18 protein-coding genes and 1 riboswitch are annotated in these 16,738 nt (G+C 41.6%); of the genes, 11 read left to right on the top strand and 7 right to left on the bottom strand.

Annotation, left to right across the window (positions count from 1 at the left end):
* Positions 1–141: 141 nt before the first annotated feature.
* From AC0OMU_RS16295 to AC0OMU_RS16285, 3 genes are all read left to right on the top strand, one after another.
* On the top strand, positions 142–372 hold the full coding sequence (locus tag AC0OMU_RS16295; RefSeq protein ID WP_474241307.1) for a helix-turn-helix domain-containing protein: 231 nt from the start codon (positions 142–144) through the stop codon (positions 370–372).
* 230 nt (positions 373–602) lie between these two features.
* Positions 603–1,502, top strand: a complete 900-nt coding sequence (locus AC0OMU_RS16290; protein ID WP_474241306.1) for a DUF6731 family protein — start codon at positions 603–605, stop codon at positions 1,500–1,502.
* A gap of 5 nt (positions 1,503–1,507) precedes the next feature.
* Complete coding sequence (locus AC0OMU_RS16285) at positions 1,508–2,065, top strand: hypothetical protein (protein WP_474241305.1); 558 nt, start codon at positions 1,508–1,510, stop codon at positions 2,063–2,065.
* Between the two features lie 26 nt (positions 2,066–2,091).
* On the opposite strand, the gene AC0OMU_RS16280 is transcribed toward AC0OMU_RS16285, so the two are convergent.
* Entirely contained in the window at positions 2,092–2,421 is a 330-nt protein-coding gene (locus AC0OMU_RS16280; RefSeq protein WP_474241304.1) for a YolD-like family protein, read from the bottom strand.
* A gap of 417 nt (positions 2,422–2,838) precedes the next feature.
* Positions 2,839–3,324: a cysteine dioxygenase gene (cdoA, locus tag AC0OMU_RS16275; protein WP_015384474.1), complete on the bottom strand. Its 486-nt coding sequence runs from the start codon at positions 3,322–3,324 to the stop codon at positions 2,839–2,841.
* Positions 3,325–3,818: 494 nt separating this feature from the next.
* On the opposite strand from cdoA, the gene AC0OMU_RS16270 reads away from it, so the two are divergent.
* The 3 genes from AC0OMU_RS16270 to AC0OMU_RS16260 all read left to right on the top strand — a co-directional run bounded on the left by AC0OMU_RS16270 (position 3,819) and on the right by AC0OMU_RS16260 (position 6,735).
* Positions 3,819–5,354 carry an MFS transporter gene (locus AC0OMU_RS16270; RefSeq protein WP_047183088.1) on the top strand — a complete coding sequence of 512 codons (1,536 nt, stop codon included), beginning with the start codon at positions 3,819–3,821 and terminating at the stop codon, positions 5,352–5,354.
* Between the two features lie 160 nt (positions 5,355–5,514).
* Positions 5,515–6,363, top strand: a complete 849-nt coding sequence (gene lytG, locus AC0OMU_RS16265) for an exo-glucosaminidase LytG (RefSeq protein ID WP_003228938.1) — start codon at positions 5,515–5,517, stop codon at positions 6,361–6,363.
* A 108-nt stretch (positions 6,364–6,471) separates the two neighbouring features.
* Complete coding sequence (locus AC0OMU_RS16260; protein ID WP_047183087.1) at positions 6,472–6,735, top strand: YiaA/YiaB family inner membrane protein; 264 nt, start codon at positions 6,472–6,474, stop codon at positions 6,733–6,735.
* A gap of 35 nt (positions 6,736–6,770) precedes the next feature.
* On the opposite strand, the gene ktrB is transcribed toward AC0OMU_RS16260, so the two are convergent.
* The 4 genes from ktrB to gbsR all read right to left on the bottom strand — a co-directional run bounded on the left by ktrB (position 6,771) and on the right by gbsR (position 10,434).
* Positions 6,771–8,108 carry a Ktr system potassium transporter KtrB gene (gene ktrB, locus AC0OMU_RS16255; RefSeq protein WP_046340262.1) on the bottom strand — a complete coding sequence of 446 codons (1,338 nt, stop codon included), beginning with the start codon at positions 8,106–8,108 and terminating at the stop codon, positions 6,771–6,773.
* A 6-nt stretch (positions 8,109–8,114) separates the two neighbouring features.
* Positions 8,115–8,783: a potassium uptake protein KtrA gene (gene ktrA, locus AC0OMU_RS16250; protein WP_003228942.1), complete on the bottom strand. Its 669-nt coding sequence runs from the start codon at positions 8,781–8,783 to the stop codon at positions 8,115–8,117.
* Between the two features lie 72 nt (positions 8,784–8,855).
* Positions 8,856–9,004, bottom strand: a riboswitch (cyclic di-AMP (ydaO/yuaA leader).
* Positions 9,005–9,148: 144 nt separating this feature from the next.
* A complete protein-coding gene (gene bslA / locus AC0OMU_RS16245; protein ID WP_474241303.1) occupies positions 9,149–9,694 on the bottom strand; it encodes a biofilm surface layer hydrophobin BslA in 546 nt (181 codons plus the stop codon).
* 197 nt (positions 9,695–9,891) lie between these two features.
* Entirely contained in the window at positions 9,892–10,434 is a 543-nt protein-coding gene (gene gbsR, locus AC0OMU_RS16240; protein ID WP_014477778.1) for a transcriptional regulator GbsR, read from the bottom strand.
* 198 nt (positions 10,435–10,632) lie between these two features.
* On the opposite strand from gbsR, the gene betB reads away from it, so the two are divergent.
* From betB to AC0OMU_RS16225, 3 genes are all read left to right on the top strand, one after another.
* On the top strand, positions 10,633–12,105 hold the full coding sequence (betB, locus tag AC0OMU_RS16235) for a betaine-aldehyde dehydrogenase (protein WP_100505745.1): 1,473 nt from the start codon (positions 10,633–10,635) through the stop codon (positions 12,103–12,105).
* 16 nt (positions 12,106–12,121) lie between these two features.
* Positions 12,122–13,330 carry a choline dehydrogenase gene (gene gbsB, locus AC0OMU_RS16230; protein ID WP_047183576.1) on the top strand — a complete coding sequence of 403 codons (1,209 nt, stop codon included), beginning with the start codon at positions 12,122–12,124 and terminating at the stop codon, positions 13,328–13,330.
* Between the two features lie 87 nt (positions 13,331–13,417).
* On the top strand, positions 13,418–13,996 hold the full coding sequence (locus tag AC0OMU_RS16225) for an MOSC domain-containing protein (RefSeq protein ID WP_014477775.1): 579 nt from the start codon (positions 13,418–13,420) through the stop codon (positions 13,994–13,996).
* Between the two features lie 5 nt (positions 13,997–14,001).
* On the opposite strand, the gene AC0OMU_RS16220 is transcribed toward AC0OMU_RS16225, so the two are convergent.
* Entirely contained in the window at positions 14,002–14,490 is a 489-nt protein-coding gene (locus tag AC0OMU_RS16220; protein WP_474241584.1) for a DinB family protein, read from the bottom strand.
* A gap of 167 nt (positions 14,491–14,657) precedes the next feature.
* Here AC0OMU_RS16220 and AC0OMU_RS16215 point away from each other — a divergent pair, with 167 nt between their 5' ends.
* Together AC0OMU_RS16215 and floT are read left to right on the top strand one after the other, a co-directional pair.
* Positions 14,658–15,182: an NfeD family membrane protein gene (locus AC0OMU_RS16215; RefSeq protein ID WP_015251368.1), complete on the top strand. Its 525-nt coding sequence runs from the start codon at positions 14,658–14,660 to the stop codon at positions 15,180–15,182.
* Positions 15,183–15,202: 20 nt separating this feature from the next.
* Entirely contained in the window at positions 15,203–16,732 is a 1,530-nt protein-coding gene (floT, locus tag AC0OMU_RS16210) for a flotillin lipid rafts scaffold protein FloT (RefSeq protein ID WP_015384468.1), read from the top strand.
* The last annotated feature ends 6 nt before the right edge of the window (positions 16,733–16,738 follow it).

Here is a 16,738-nt window from a genome sequence, read left to right as displayed (position 1 = left end):
TGCTCATTTTGGTTGCTGGGATCGTCGCAATTGATCTGACCGATGAGGGTATGTCTGGAAAGATTGCGCATACTGTATTGATGGTAGCCGTTGTTATTACCTTGCTAAAAGGATTCATTATGATGTGGAGAGAAAGCCGACATGAAAGAAAGCGAAAAAATTAAGTTCATTCAGGAAGAAGTTTTGACAGCAGCGGAAGCGGGGGAGCTGCTTGGAGTCACCCGGCAGCGTTTAAGCACCCTTGTGACTTCCGGAAAGCTCAAGCCAGTTAAAAAGGTTGGGACAGTCGCATTGTTTTTGCACGGACATGTACAAGCCCTTAAAAAAGAATTAGAAGCCGGCCGGAAGAAGTACCGGCCGTATGATGAATGAAGCCCTTCTCGAGATGAGGAGGGTTTTTGTTTGTCATACGTTTTCCACCTATTAGTAAAAAAACCTATGATTATCAATAAAGTTCCCCTATAATTGTAAGAAAAAAAGACATGCCGGAATCCCAAACATGTCATTAAGTAAATTATTTGTTTATTATAAGTTAGTTTACTACATAAGGCAGTTATAAACAATGTTATATGTTTGGGCCCGGAATTTTTGGGGGGCTTATAATGCAAAATAAATATGTGAATTTTGATTATTTTTACGTAACATGCACACCTAAAGGTCCAGAAGTAGCGCGTGATACACCGTTTGATTTAAGAGCTATTTTTTCAATTCTTGATAAGAAAACTCTTCCTGAAAGAACTGTTAAGTATAAGCAAGAGCAAGCTCGCATGGAGGAATTCTCATTTATGTCGCATACCCAAAATCTTTGGGATATGTATTTTGCAAGATTAAGAGACTTTAATCTTCCATCTAAAGCTAAAAAAAATGCGCCAACTACTCCAGTTGATTTAGATGATGATGAATTCATCGGTGAAAAAGTATCCGCTATTTATGATCAGTCATGTAACATAATAATGATTCAAAGAAATAGATATAGTTTAGGTCCGAGTGCAATTGAGGAATATTTTAATCATTTTTGTGATCCTAATGAAATAATTAGTTTACGTCCTATTTATGTTACCGATATGCGGAGGAAAGTTAAAACTGCCCAAATAGTAAGAAAACTTCGAATTAAATTTGCCGACGTGAAAAAAGCTAGTGAAAATGTAACGGGAAACAGCTTGAAAAAATGGCTAACAACTTTTGATGATTATGAAACTATTTCGGGGGAAATAGTATTAACAGTAGGTCGGAAAAGAAAAGCCTCTTTAGGCGGTAGAATTGATAGCCTAGTTGATGAAATATACGAAAACCAAGATTTAATATCTACAGCAGAAGCTAGTATTAAAAAAACTGATTTAGCAGATAATGAAGTTGTTGATTTATTTAATAATAATGCTCACGACATTGCTACCTTTCAAGTGCCTCCAAGAGCAGTTTTAAATCACGATGCGGTTATTTTAGAAATGGAGCGTCTATATATGGCGAGAAGGGCACAGTTATTAAGCTTAATTGGGAGATGATTTAAATGGGGAGAATTCGAGATAGGATATATCCTTACATTTGTGGATTGTTATCAATAGGGTTGGCGTATTTTTTAAAGCTGAATCCAACAATTAAAGGATTTGACAATGTATTAGATGGTCTTATATCGTTTTCTTCAATAGTTCTAGGGTTTATAGCAGCTTTACTGGCCATAATATTAAGTATTTCAAGATCACCTGTTATGACCCACCTTTATAACTATACAGCTTCAGGGAGTAATGATGATGGAAAAACATTGCTTTTCGGATATTTCCGTTCCTCATTATTTAGTGGATTTGCAACAGTTATAATTTCAATTTATATGTTTATTGTGAGCAATAAACAAGAGATTGATTACTTCGACAAAATGACTACATATTTATGGATAGGAATAACTGTATTCTTTGTTTGCACTTCCTACAGAATTGTATCTATACTAATGTTCACTTTATTCAAGCATGAATCACAACAAGCTAATACATATGAACAGACGACACAGCCCACAAGTGACTACGAAGAGCTTCGACAAAGGAATACAAGAAATATTAATAACACTGAATAAATAACCCTTTTTTCTAAAAGGGTTATTTAATTATCGACAGACACAAGTGAATCAAATGCAATAAGCCGTGTATCTCCTTTTAAATCCTTCACGTGCAGCCTCTGTTTAACTTCATCTATGTAATGAACATGTCCTGTAACTTCCTCGATAAAGCCGTCTCTGTATACTCTGATGACCAGAGCGGAATTAAACTCCATGGCTTCGCAAATAGTGCGTGCCATTTCCTCCAGCTGGTATTCATCGAGAATGGGTTTTTCGATTTTTTGCACTTCTCTCTTCCTATTTAACAGTGCAGCCCTTTGCTCGGGCAAAATGAATTTTTGTTCCCATCTCTTGTCGTAAATTCCTTCATTCATTCCGATCATCTCCTTGAACAAATTATATGCGAACAAATGTTCTTTTATCAACGGAGAAAATAATGGAATATCAGGTCCTTTATTTGAAGTCTGATTTAGTTAAAGAAGAATGTTATAATGCCTTTTGGGGACAGATGGGGACGAATTGGGGACCAACTCCTTCATTTTTAATCAAAAAGGAATATTTTTAATCAGAAACTTATGTAAGAAAACCCTATAAAATAGGGTTTGGAAATAAAACGTCTGTTCGTATCAGAAACATATCTCCACACTGGCAGCGTAGAGGTCAGGGGTTCGAGCCCCCTTGGCTCCATACCTTTAAACCCTTATTCTATAAGGGTTTTTTGTTTTGAGGAAAAGGTTCATTCTCTGAATCCTACAGTTGAGCGAAGTCAAAGTGAGCAGTTTATCTGTCAATCATGAATTTTTCAATACCTCCTTTTGTTCCTCAAAGACCGTCATGTCTTCCAAAGGGGGGGAGTAGACATGAAGAGACACCATTCGTTCGGATGTCGGATTGGACATTTTGTGAATTAAACCTTTGGTTGAAATAAGGCATTCTCCTTCGTGGACAAAGTATGAATTGGAGAGTTCTGCGTGTTCGCCGGCTGAGCGATAAATAGAATTAAGAAGCTTTCCTTCTAGCACCATTGCACAACCAATGGATTGACCATGATCGTGTACTGTCGTCTCCTTGTTTGGCGGAATGTTAATCACGATAATTTCCAATTCATTATTTCGATAGATGGCATTTCGGCCGTAAGCGTACTGGTCTGGTTCCTTAATATACGGTTGACTCAATTTTGCTGCGTTTGGAATTTGTTTTAAAGATGTTGCTAAATCTTTAACCGATGGATTTTTTAAGCCGCTAAAAATGTCTTGGATACACTCATACAGTTCCATTCGTTTTTGCCTCCCAGAATATTTAAAATTTCCTTACATTGGTATTTCATAGGTTAATTCATGGTATTTACCCATATACAATTTAGAGGCGGCAAACGCCCAGTGAACACAAAAAAATGTGCGGCCAAAATGTTGTCTTATCACCAACTTATTCGAGTTTATTAGTTGGAATAGTGGATTGAAAGGATTAAAACGGCCTGATTTAATTCGCTTGAGGGAACGAGCAGGGATTCATAAGTGCAGTTCTAGACACAATATCGGGGAAAAGCTTTCTATGTTGTGCTTGAAATTTACTCCATTGACAAAACACAATCGATTTGAAATAATATTTGATTATATGCTCATTCATTCACATAATTATAATAAAATAATATCATTTCCCCTGAAAGGGATAATATTAGAATGAAAGCTAATGGTATGCAAAATCTATTAGCTTCTTTTGTTTTCAAAAAATGATGTGTTTCGCATGTATTCATATAGGAAGGAATGACAACATGAAGACAAAACACTATTGGGTGATTTCTTTGCTCGCCGTCTTAGCGGTCGGGCCGGGATTGATGTCTAACACGGCATTGTCGTCAGTTCAAGGCCTTGTTCAGAAAGCGGTTGGAACAAGTGTCTTCACATCAGTAAATCCGATATTGATCGGCAATATGGCCTTTACCTTGTTAGTTCCGGCAGGACCGCTGCTGAGGAAAAAATTCGGTGCTCGTCCCGTCTATCTGGCTTCATTACCTGTCTTTATACTAGGCTCACTGCTCATCGCATGTTCAGGCGATATTGCATGGATGGCGGCAGGGCGCTTTTTACAGGGGGCGGCAACAGGCGTCATGCTGATGATTATGATTCCAATGCTTGTACTGTCATTCCCGATTGAACGCAGGAACTATGCACTGCTTGTGCTGATCGGGGGATTCTATGGTTCTGTTATCATCGGCACAATCCTGGGAACCATTGCAACAAGCTGCGGGCATTGGAGATGGCTGTTTTTCATCTTTGGCACCTTGTCCCTGATCGGTGTCGCGGTGAGCTATTTCTTTCTCCATGACGAGCATCACGGAGCGGCGGATCAAGAACAGCCGCTTGATCGTGCGGGAATTCTTTTATCTGTTTTCCTTGCCGCAGCCTCAGCGGTTTCATTCATTTTTCTGCAAAAATGGGGGCTGTCATCGGGTTATGTAAGGATTGGTTTCGGGGTGACGTTATGTTTGCTCATTGGTCTATTGATTGTGGAATATAAAGTGAAAAACCCCTTCATATCTATTAAACTGATGCTGCTGCCAAAACCGGTGCTTGGCTTATTGATCATAGCTGCAGGGACGATAACGGTAGCTGTCAGCCTGTCTGCTTTTCAAGGCTTGCTCCGTCATATGTATGATATTTCTCAGGAGCATCTCATTTTTTTAAACTTGACTCTTTTAATCGGAGTGGCGATCGCGGCCATTTTGAGCGCTCTGTTATATGATAAAGTCGGACCAGGGATGCTCGGTATTATTGGCGGACTTATTCTCGTCTTTGTGAATTTTCAATGGCTGCATATACAGGATCGATCATCTCTTTATATGTTCGCAGCACTGTTTATCATGCTTGCAGCGGGAACAGGCCTGACAGTCGCCGCAGGGCTGATGGGAGCTGCCATGGGAGGCCCGCTGCCTGATTTGGTCAAGAGAATGACAGCTGTTCAGTTTTTAAGATTGTTTGTCTATATGGGAGTTCCCATTCTCATCGGCTTTTTCACGAAAAAAGATGCTGCCAGACAAAGCGGTTCGGTACAGGATTCTATGATGACTGCTTATCATGATCTCTTCTTCATTTCTTTTATCCTTAGCGTGCTGCTCGTCTGCTTGTCATTTTGTATGAATGCCACTGGAATGGGGCACAAGCTGGCACATAAACCACATGATAAAGCGAAAACAGCTCCGGAAAAACAGGCCGTCTCAGCACAAGGTTTGTCGAAGGCAACCGTCAATTCATATAAAGTAATAAATGATACGGAATATCGGAATGCACTCAGAAATTTACAAAAATAGATACATGGTAAAAACCTTTTCATTGAGCGAAAAGGTTTTTATTTTGCAATCTTTTCCCAACTTTATCCCTAAAGAATTGAAAAATATTAGAAGTGCAAGTAAAATTCTAAAAGGTAGATTCTTTTACATTCGTAATCTTTTAATTCGAAGGAAGGTTTTCATGGCCCGTAAAAAACTTAAAAAACGTAAACTCTTGATTTCACTATTTTTCCTTGTATCGATTCCGCTAGCTCTGTTTGTTTTAGCGACAACTTTATCAAAACCGATTGAAATATCCAAAGAAACTGAAGAAATCGATGAACAGCAAGTGTTTATAGACAGTCTGTCCGGACATGCCCAAATTTTGTATGAAAAATACCATGTTCTCCCCAGCATCACAATTGCTCAGGCCATTCTCGAATCGGACTGGGGGAACAGTGAACTGGCTGCTAAGGCCAACAACCTTTTTGGCGTAAAAGGGAATTATAAAGGCCATCATGTCACGATGGAAACGGACGAAGTTGAAAAAGGGAAAAGAAAAACCATTCGCGCGAAGTTTCGAAAATACAGCACGTTTTTTGAATCTATGGATGATCACGCCCAATTGTTCGTCCGTGGCACATCGTGGAATAAAAAGAAGTATAAACCGGTGCTTGAGGCAGGGAATTATAAGGAAGCGGCAACCGCCCTGCAAACATCAGGATATGCTACAGATCCTGACTACGCTGACAAAATCAGCGCTATTGTGGAAAAATACGATTTAGATGAGTACGATGAGGTAAATCCATCCCTCAAATCTGTGGATTTAAACGCCTCTATTAAAGACAGTGCCGTTCAAGATGTATGGTCCAAGCCTTCTACTGATGATCGGTCCATAAGGCTTACCTCTGCCCAATCTTACGTCGGCAAAGACATAAAGGTTGTGTCTAAAAAACAGAAAGGCCAGTCTGTATGGTACCAATTCCAAATCAATGATAAACTTATTGGCTGGATTGATGATTCAGCTGTTGAAATAAAGGAGGCAACCTAAGCCCTTTTTACTGGTATTTTTAATTCTTTGTTCCATTCTGGGGAATTTGAGGTATAATATTCCACGGAAGTTATCACTTTTTAACTATGCTTTCGGGAGGGAACAAAGGTGCAGAAATATAGACGCAGAAACACGGTTGCCTTTACAGTATTAGCTTATTTTACTTTTTTTGCGGGAGTATTTTTGTTTAGTATCGGACTCTATAATGCTGATAATCTGGAACTCAATGAAAAAGGTTATTACATCGCTGTTATGATACTTGTAGCAGTTGGTGCGATTCTTACACAAAAAGTAACCCGTGATAACGCGGAGGATAATGAAATCATCGCGGAACAGGAAAAAAGACAAAAACAATCTCATATCGAATCATAAAAAAATCCGGCGACTGCACGCCGGATTTTTTGATATCACCCTGTAAACACTTCGCCGTCAGGATAACGGATATTTGATTGCTCTGTTTTTGCGAATGAAAACACGAACGTTAAAGGACCAATTCTTCCGATAAACATGATGACAATAATGATACACTTGCCAGCTGTTGTCAGTTCAGGAGTAAGCCCCATCGTAAGGCCGACAGTTCCGAATGCGGAAAAGGTTTCAAACACAATTTGAAGAAATGGCGCTTGTTCTGTGATCGTCAGGGCGAAAATCCCTAAAAACACGATGAACAAACTGGTGACGCTCACAGCTAAAGCTTTAATGATAATCGGATATTTGATGGAACGGCGGAAAATAACCGTTTCTTTTTTACCTCTCAAGTAAGCAATAACAGATGTTAAAATCACGATGAACGTAGTCAGCTTAATGCCGCTCGCCGTTGATGCGCTTCCTGCTCCGATAAACATCAATAATAAAGTAAATACAATTGTTCCTTCTCTCATACTTCCAAAATCTAGAGAATTGAAGCCTGCGGTTCTCGGCGTCACCGCTTGAAAATAGGACGCCCACAGTTTATCCACTATATGCAGGTGGCCGAGCGTCCCAGGGTTGCTGTATTCTAAAATAAAGATCGCAAGCATAGCAATCGCATTCAACATCAGCGTTCCTGTAAGCATGAGCTTTGTATGTAAAGAAAAAGCTTTAAAACGCCGATTTTTCATCACATCAAACAGAACCGTAAATCCGATCCCTCCTGTAATAAATAGGAAAGTAATCACGAGGTTTACTGTAGGATCGCCAACGTAGCTCATCAAATTATCAGGCCACAACGAAAACCCGGCATTGTTAAAAGCAGATATTGCGTGAAACAAACTGGCAAACAAGCCGGATGACCAGCCGTACTGAGGTACAAGCCTGATGGATAAAATGAGTGCTGCTATCAATTCAATACTGATCGAAAACAGAAACAGGACTTTGACAAGGCCAATGACACCGCCGATTGTCGGCTGGTTTAAGGCTTCCTGGACGAGCATTCGTTCTTTTAAGCCAATTTTTTTTCCTAATATCATGACGATCAAGACCGCAAATGTCATAAATCCAAGCCCGCCAATCTGAATCAGCCCCATAATTACTGTTTGCCCGAATACCGTAAATTGAGTACCGGTATCGACAACAGCAAGCCCTGTAACAGTTGTAGCGGAAGCCGCAGTAAAAAGGGCATCTATCCATGACAATGGCTTCGTAGTGGAAATCGGAAGCATTAATAGGACAGCCCCGATGATAATGGTAAGGAAAAAACCAATGGCAAGCACTTGAGGCGGTGTAAACCGAACCCATTTGATCACTTTATCCTTTTGAAGTGTCACCTTTGTCTACATCCCTTCGTTTTCAAAACGTTTAATATCCTTTTTGTGGCCCATGATCACCAGGCAATCTTGCTCGTGAATGATGTCTTCAGGCGCGGGGGAAAGACAGATATCTCCATGGTGTTTAATGGCCAGGATCGTGCAGCCGTACTTTGCTCTTACATTCAGGTCAATAATCGATTTTGAATCAAGCTTGCGCGTAGCCAGCAGCTCGACAATACTGTATTCATCAGATAGATCAATGTAATTCAAAACATTTTCGTCTGAAAGGCTTTGTGCGATTTTAACCCCCATATCTTTTTCAGGATGAATAATGCGGTCAGCGCCGATTTTTTCAAGCACCTTGTGATGATAATAGTTTTGAGCCTTTACCCAAATATTTGGAATATCAAGCTCCTTTAATAATAGGGTGGTCAGCGTACTCGCTTGAATATTTGCTCCGATGGCAACAATCACATATTCAAAATTGCGTATTCCTAATGAAAGCAATTCGTTTTCTTCGGTGGCGTTGGCAATTACCGCATGAGTGGCGTAAGAAGCATATGCATTGACCTTTTCTTCGTTGATATCAACCGCAAGAACCTCATGCCCCATTCTATGAAGTTCTTTACAAATGCTGCCGCCAAACCGGCCCAGCCCGATCACTGCAAATTGCTTATTTTTAATTCTTCCCAATGTTCATATCTCCCTTAGTGAATTAACGTTTTTGAAGCAAAAAAGACCATTGCAAAGAATGGCCGATAATAGACCTCCTCTCTGTATACGCCTACGAGGTTAGCTGTCGGATTAGGGATTCAGAGTACCCCCTCTTACTTAGTAAGATTCACCCCAAGGCTGTTAATAAAACAGCCAATCGTTGGTTCCCCCGTTCGTGTTTGATTAAGCGGTAAAAGAGACTGTATGAAATTGAACACTCAAGAATTTACTCCTGTTTCTAGTGTTTGTCAATTTAAATTTTAAACCAGAAAAAAGATAACGGGGATTAGAGAAAAAGGGGAGGGTAAAACGCAAAAAAGACCGGCGTTAACCGGTCTTTTACATTAGTTGCAACCGCAAGGCTGAGTCGGAGGAGTGCTGCGCTTAGCCACGTCAATGCTGGCTTCTGCGTAAAATTTATTTCCGATGCTTAATGATTTATTCTCCGCACGGAAAGTATATGTACCAGCGGCAGGAAGTGTTTTGTTATTCAGTTTTAATTTGAATTCGCCAGCTCCTAACAAATCAAGTGCCAAAGGAACTCTTACTGTTTTCCCGTTATTGAGGATCTGTGTTGTACGCAAGGCATTTCCGTTCAATGTGTCTTTCGTGTTTGCAGTAAATCCGCTTGGCAATGTAAACTCCATAACGCCAAGGCTGAGAAGCGTGTTTGGACGGTAAGTCAATTCGATATCTGAGAAAGACCATTCCGTTTTGCTGGCGCCAGTGATTGTTGCGAACAATGAAGCTGTAGACTGTGTTCTCATAGTAGATTCAGTATGAGCTTTAGTTGATGTAGATTCAGCCGCGAAAGAAGCTGTAGGTGCAGAAACGAGTAACCCGAGACTTAATGCACTAATTGCCAAAGAAGATAATAAATTGCGTTTCATAACAAAATTCCCCCTAAAAAAATTATCAATTAAACAGGCCTGCCCGCTTTTCACCTCCTCTGAAGGCCAAATACAAATTTTACCTACATAAAATTACCATCAAATATTTTGGAAGTAAATGGGGTGTTTTTCCCGTATTTTTCAAATTTGTAGTAGTTACATCAAAAAAACGCCTGGTTTCCCAGGCGTTTTCTGCTTTACTTTGTTTCGATCGGTATAAATTTAAAAATTTCTCCGGTCTGCACCGATTCAGCAAGCCGTTTCAGCCAGTCATAGTAAGCTTTAGAGCTTTCCAGCTGATCGTATAACTGCAGTGCCTCATTTTTGATATCCTCATCGAGATCTTCCTTGCTTAAAACCTTTTGTAAATCAGCTTGAGCTTCCTCGATCGCTGCTACATTCACTTGAACCTCCCGCTCCCATTTAGGTGGAAAGAAATTTGTGAAAAATTTAAAGAAATCCTTTTCAGCCACAAATGTATGCTTGCGGATTCCCCGGTGAAATGTTTTTTTCACTACATTTAAGTCTTGAAGCTTTTTGACGCCTGTGCTCATGCTTGGTTTGCTCATTTGCAACTCCTCACGCATTTCGTCAAGCGTCATCTCATCCCTCATATACATCGTCCCATATAAAATCCCGACACTGCGGGTAATTCCGTAAAGATCCATCGTTTCAGCAATGGAGTCAATAACAAGATCCCGAGCCTGTTCTATAGCTGCAAATTCTGGATTTTCATCCATACTGACCCTCTTTTCCTTTAGAAAATTAAATTCGTTAAGTTATTTCTTTATGTTCTTTATCTTAACGAAACATGAGGAAAAGTCAAAAAGAAAAATCGAAATGGGACTTTGACAGTTTAAAAACCATATGTTAGATTAAGGTTGTTAAAAACATTAAATTTTTATTTAACAAACTTTATTTACGTCAAGGAGGCTTATATGAGTCAAACATTATTCATTGACGGAGAATGGATCAGTGCCGAAAAAGAACAGATCCGCAGTATTATCAACCCATTTAATCAAGAAGAAATTGCAACTGTAAGCGAGGGAGGGCGAGAGGACGCCATCAAAGCAATCGCAGCCGCACGCAGAGCATTTGACAAAGGAGAATGGTCATCGCTATCCGGGCTTGAACGCGGGAAAATTGTTCTGAAAATTGCGGAATTAATCAGACGCGATCTTGAGGAGCTGGCTGAGCTTGAATCTCTTGATACAGGAAAAACACTCGAAGAAAGTAAGGCCGATATGGACGATATCGCCAATGTTTTTCAATATTACGCCGGCTTGGCAGACAAAGATGGCGGAGAGATCATTTCATCTCCGATTCCTGATTCAGAAAGCAAAATTATTAGGGAGCCAATCGGGGTTTGCGGCCAGATCACTCCATGGAATTATCCGCTCCTTCAAGCAAGCTGGAAAATCGCCCCTGCACTGGCTGCAGGAAACACAATCGTCATGAAGCCGAGTGAGATTACGCCGCTGACGACAATCAAAGTCTTTAAGCTGATGGAAGAAGCCTGTGTTCCAAAAGGTGTCGCAAATCTTGTTCTTGGACCGGGAGCCACAGTGGGCGACGAGCTTGCCGTAAACAAAGACGTCGATTTGATTTCGTTTACGGGCGGAATTGAAACAGGCAAAAAAATCATGCGGGCGGCAAGCGGAAACGTCAAAAAAATCGCCCTTGAACTTGGCGGGAAAAACCCAAATATTGTTTTCAAGGACGCGGATTTAGAAGTTGCGGTTGATCAAGCTTTAAACGCTGTATTTTTCCACGCCGGCCAAGTATGCTCTGCAGGTTCCCGCTTGCTTGTTGAGGACGCCATTCATGATCAATTTTTGGCGGAGCTGGTCAAACGAGCAAAACGCATAAAACTCGGAAACGGTTTTCATGCTGAGACAGAAAGCGGTCCGCTTATTTCGGCGGAGCACAGGGCAAAGGTAGAAAAATATGTAGAGATCGGAATAGAGGAAGGCGCGAAGCTGGAGACAGGAGGCAAACGCCCGGAAGATCCTGCGCTTCAAAACGGCTTTTTCTATGAACCTACTATTTTCTCAAACTGTAATTCTGACATGAGAATCGTTCAGGAAGAGGTTTTCGGTCCTGTATTGACAGTCGAAACCTTCAGCTCTGAAGAAGAGGTAATCGAGCTTGCGAATGATACCATCTATGGCTTGGCTGGAGCGGTATGGTCAAAAGATATTGAAAAGTGCGAACGGGTAGCAGCCCGCTTGAGAATGGGAACCGTTTGGATCAACGATTTTCATCCGTACTTTGCACAAGCGCCATGGGGCGGATATAAGCAATCCGGGTTCGGACGCGAGCTTGGAAAAATAGGCCTTGAAGAATACACAGAAGTCAAACATGTATACCGCAATACAAAACCGGCAGCGGTTAACTGGTTCAATTCATAAGAGGGGGAGATTGATGATGACATTAAATATGAAGGTAGAAAGCATGCAGAAATTCCACACATTTGAAATTCCGACTGTGATTAAGCATGGAATCGGAGCCATCAAGCATACGGGTGAGGAAGTAGCTGTACTGGGCGTTTCAAAAGCGCTCCTTGTCACAGACCCAGGGATTTATAAAGCCGGTGTTGCTGATCCTGTAATCGAATCACTTAAAGAAGCAGGCATTGAAGTGGTGCTCTTTAATAAAGTTGAGCCAAACCCGCCTGTCCGTCTGGTGAATGAAGGATCTGAGCTTTACAAAAAAGAGAACTGTAATGGTTTGGTGGCAGTCGGAGGCGGAAGCTCCATGGATACAGCAAAAGCAATCGGAGTAGAAGCGACTCACGAAGGAAGCGTGCTTGATTATGAAGCGGCAGATGGGAAAAAACCGCTGGAAAACCGCATTCCTCCGCTGACGACAATTCCCACTACAGCTGGAACAGGATCAGAAGTAACCCAATGGGCGGTTATCACAGATGAAGAAAGAGAATTCAAATTCAACACGGGCGGTCCGCTGATTGCAGCGCACTTGACCATCATTGATCCTGAGCTTCATGTTTCAATGCCTCCGCATGTAACAGCTATGACGGGAATTGATGCGCTCGCCCATGCCATTGAGTGCTATACAATGAAATTTGCACAGCCAATCACGGATGCGGTTGCCTTAATGGCGATTGAGTATGCTGCTCATTACATTAAGAGGGCATTTGCTGACGGAGAGGATCTGGAAGCAAGGTACGGAATGGCGCAGGCTGCGATGCTTGCTGGTCTTTCTTATGGAAGTGAATCAGCGGGCGCGGCTCATGCGATGAGCCAAACGCTTGGCGGTATTATCCCAGTCGCTCACGGCCAATGTGTAGCGGCGATGATGGGCCCTGTCATGGAATACAACTGGAAGGGCTATCCTGAGAAGTTTGCGCGTATTGCGAAAGCGTTCGGTATTGATACAAGCAAGATGACAACAGAAGAAGCTGCGAAAGCATCTGTCAATTGGATGTATGATCTGGTCGAAGATTTAGAAGTGCCGACTTTAGAAGAGCAGGGAGTATCACCTAATATGATCGAACGCTTGTCTAAAGAAGCAATGAAAGATCCGCAAACCTTCGGAAACCCTAGAGATTTAAATGAAAAAGCATACAACTGGATCTACAAGCGCTGCTTTAACCTTACGCCTAAAACGGTATAATCAAAATCCCGCTCCTTTACAGAGCGGGATTTTTTGGGATAATGAAGCATAGGTGGAAATTTTAGATAAGAAGGAAGGTGCCAGCTGATGTGGAAGCGTATGACTGCAAAAGCGGAAGGCTTATATATCGCAGATACAGAAAGCTTCGTAACAAAGCAAATGGACAAGCTTGATTTTGATTATGGCGGCATCCCCGGCGACTTGCATTTTGGCCTGACCAAAAAAGCGGGAGCCAGAGAACCAATGTTTTCAAGAGGGACTGAAATTTTCAACCGCAGACAAATTTCAATTGTTTCAATAGAGGAATGCAACGAAATCGCTTTAAAAATGGGAGTGCCGAGGATTTTGCCGGAATGGCTCGGGGCGAATGTGGCAGTCAGCGGTATGCCAGATCTTACTTCATTAAAAGAAGGAAGCCGGATTATTTTTCCGAGTGGAGCGGCTCTGCTGTGTGAGGGCGAAAATGATCCGTGTATCCAGCCGGGAGAAGTGATTCAGTCTTATTATCCGGACCAACCGAAGCTGGCGCCGGCTTTCGTCCGCCACGCACTGGGCATTAGAGGGATTGTCTGTATTGTGGAGAGACCTGGTGCTGTTTACACAGGCGATGAAATAGAAGTTCATTCCTATCAGCGAAAAGTCAAACGAAAAGCAGAAAGGGTCTGATGAAATCAGGCCCTTTCTATCTTTTCTTTAATTTCTTTTATTTGGCTGAGATGCCGTTTTTCATGATGGCCGATAAAATCGATCCACTGTCTGACAGTCAGCTCTTGAAACACAGGATGCGGAAGCACTCTTTCAAAATCTTCTTCTGTCAGAGAGGCAATCGCAGCAGTCAGCTGCTCTCTTACCACATCAAGCTCACGTTTCATTTGGTTGCCTGAAATAAAATCATGCGCAGGCTCAAGATGACTCGGGGCTTTCCGTTTATTATTTCTGTCCTGTGCTACCTCAAGCGGTTTTTCTTCAATTTCTTTAATCGGAGCGTCCTTTACACGTTCCTTCAACATTTTTTGTGCGGTCATATCGATTTTTTTCAAATGGTCAAGAACTTCCCGTATGCTCCATTCTTCAGCAGAAGGCTTTTGGTTCAGCTTTTCGTCAGAAAGTCCTTTCAATTCGTTCCACGTTTCTAATCTGGCTTCATTAAAGATACTCATCATATCTCCTCCTAAAATGACATTACCATATATATAAGCAATTATCATTTATAAAGCACTTCAAATGGGTTATTTGTCTTAAAATTTTGAAACTTTTCCCGTGGTGTCTCGTATAAATGGTAACGGCAGCCGTTCATCAATGCATTGATGAAGAAAGGATGAGGAAATTGGAGTTATTTGGAGTACCTATACAAACAATTTATCTTTATACGCTTATTATTGCGGGCAGCCTTACGCTGTTATTTCTGTTTTTCGGAGATGTATTTGCAGGGCTGCCGGAAGGCATTCCGTTTCTTAATCCGACATTAGTGCTCTCATTTTTCACATGTTTTTCAGCGGGCGGATATATAGGTGAACTCGTATTGCCTCTGTCAAGCTTGCTGATTGCGCTTTTATCTTGCATCCTTTCAATCATGCTGGTGGTATTGCTTCACATCTTTGTACTGGTACCATTATCATCTGCAGAAGAATCATTGGCATATAGAGAAGATGATCTCAGAGGAAGACTCGGTAAAGTGATTACAGCTGTTCCGGTTGACGGGTTTGGTGAAGTGGTCATAGAAGGGATAGGAGGCACCATTTCAAAGTCAGCGGTCAGTTTTGATAATCAGCAGATCAGTTACGGGACAACGGTGTTAGTCGTAGATATTAACAACGGAGTTCTTTCGGTTACTCCGCATGAACCCATTTAACATAAAAGGAGGAATTTGATATGACAATGCCGATTATAATGATCATCGGAGTTGTATTCTTTTTATTAATTGCACTAATAGCTGTGTTTATTACGAAGTATCGTACAGCAGGGCCTGATGAAGCGTTAATTGTAACAGGGAGCTATCTGGGGAATAAAAATGTTCATGTCGATGAAGGCGGCAACCGTATTAAAATCGTCCGCGGCGGAGGAACCTTTGTCCTTCCCGTCTTCCAGCAGGCAGAGCCGCTAAGCTTATTATCAAGCAAACTCGATGTTTCGACACCTGAAGTCTATACAGAACAAGGAGTGCCAGTAATGGCCGATGGAACTGCGATTATTAAAATCGGCGGTTCTATAGGAGAAATCGCTACAGCGGCCGAACAATTTTTAGGGAAATCAAAAGACGACCGTGAGCAGGAAGCGCGGGAGGTTTTAGAAGGCCACCTTCGTTCCATTCTCGGCTCAATGACAGTAGAAGAAATCTATAAAAACAGAGAAAAATTCTCTCAAGAGGTGCAGCGTGTCGCTTCACAGGATCTCGCGAAAATGGGGCTTGTAATCGTCTCGTTTACCATTAAAGATGTTCGTGATAAAAACGGTTATCTTGAATCATTAGGGAAACCGAGAATTGCCCAAGTAAAACGCGATGCTGATATCGCAACAGCAGAGGCTGATAAAGAAACACGAATTAAGCGGGCAGAAGCCGATAAAGACGCAAAAAAATCAGAACTTGAACGGGCGACGGAAATCGCTGAAGCTGAAAAACTCAATCAGCTCAAAATGGCTGAATTCCGCAGAGAACAAGATACGGCAAAAGCGAATGCCGACCAAGCATATGATTTAGAGACTGCCAGAGCACGCCAGCAAGTCACAGAGCAGGAAATGCAGGTTAAAATTATCGAACGCCAAAAACAAATAGAACTAGAAGAAAAAGAAATTCTTCGCCGTGAACGTCAATACGACTCAGAGGTAAAGAAAAAAGCCGATGCAGACCGTTATTCTGTTGAGCAGTCCGCAGCAGCAGAGAAAGCCAAACAGCTCGCGGAAGCCGATGCCAAGAAGTACAGTATTGAAGCAATGGCAAAGGCTGAGGCGGAAAAAGTAAGAATTGACGGGCTAGCAAAAGCAGAAGCGGAAAAAGCGAAAGGAGAGACAGAGGCAGAGGTTATCCGCCTGAAAGGTCTTGCAGAAGCGGAAGCAAAAGAGAAAATTGCGGCTGCCTTTGAACAGTACGGGCAGGCGGCGATTTTCGATATGATTGTCAAAATGCTTCCGGAATACGCGAAACAAGCAGCGGCACCTCTTTCAAATATTGATAAAATCACCGTTGTCGATACAGGAGGAAGCGGTGAATCAAGCGGAGCAAACAAAGTAACCAGCTATGCGACGAACTTAATGTCAAGTCTGCAAGAAAGTTTAAAAGCATCCTCAGGAATTGATGTAAAAGAAATGCTTGAGAACTTTTCAGGAAAAGGAAACGTAAAACAAAGCATTAATGAATTAACAAATGAAATCAAAGAAGCCAAAACGATCCAAAAATCAGAGTAAGGAAAG

Source organism: Bacillus sp. FAU18 (assembly GCF_056033885.1).
Note: the sequence above shows the minus strand (reverse complement) of the source record. Positions and strands in the feature narration are given on the sequence as shown.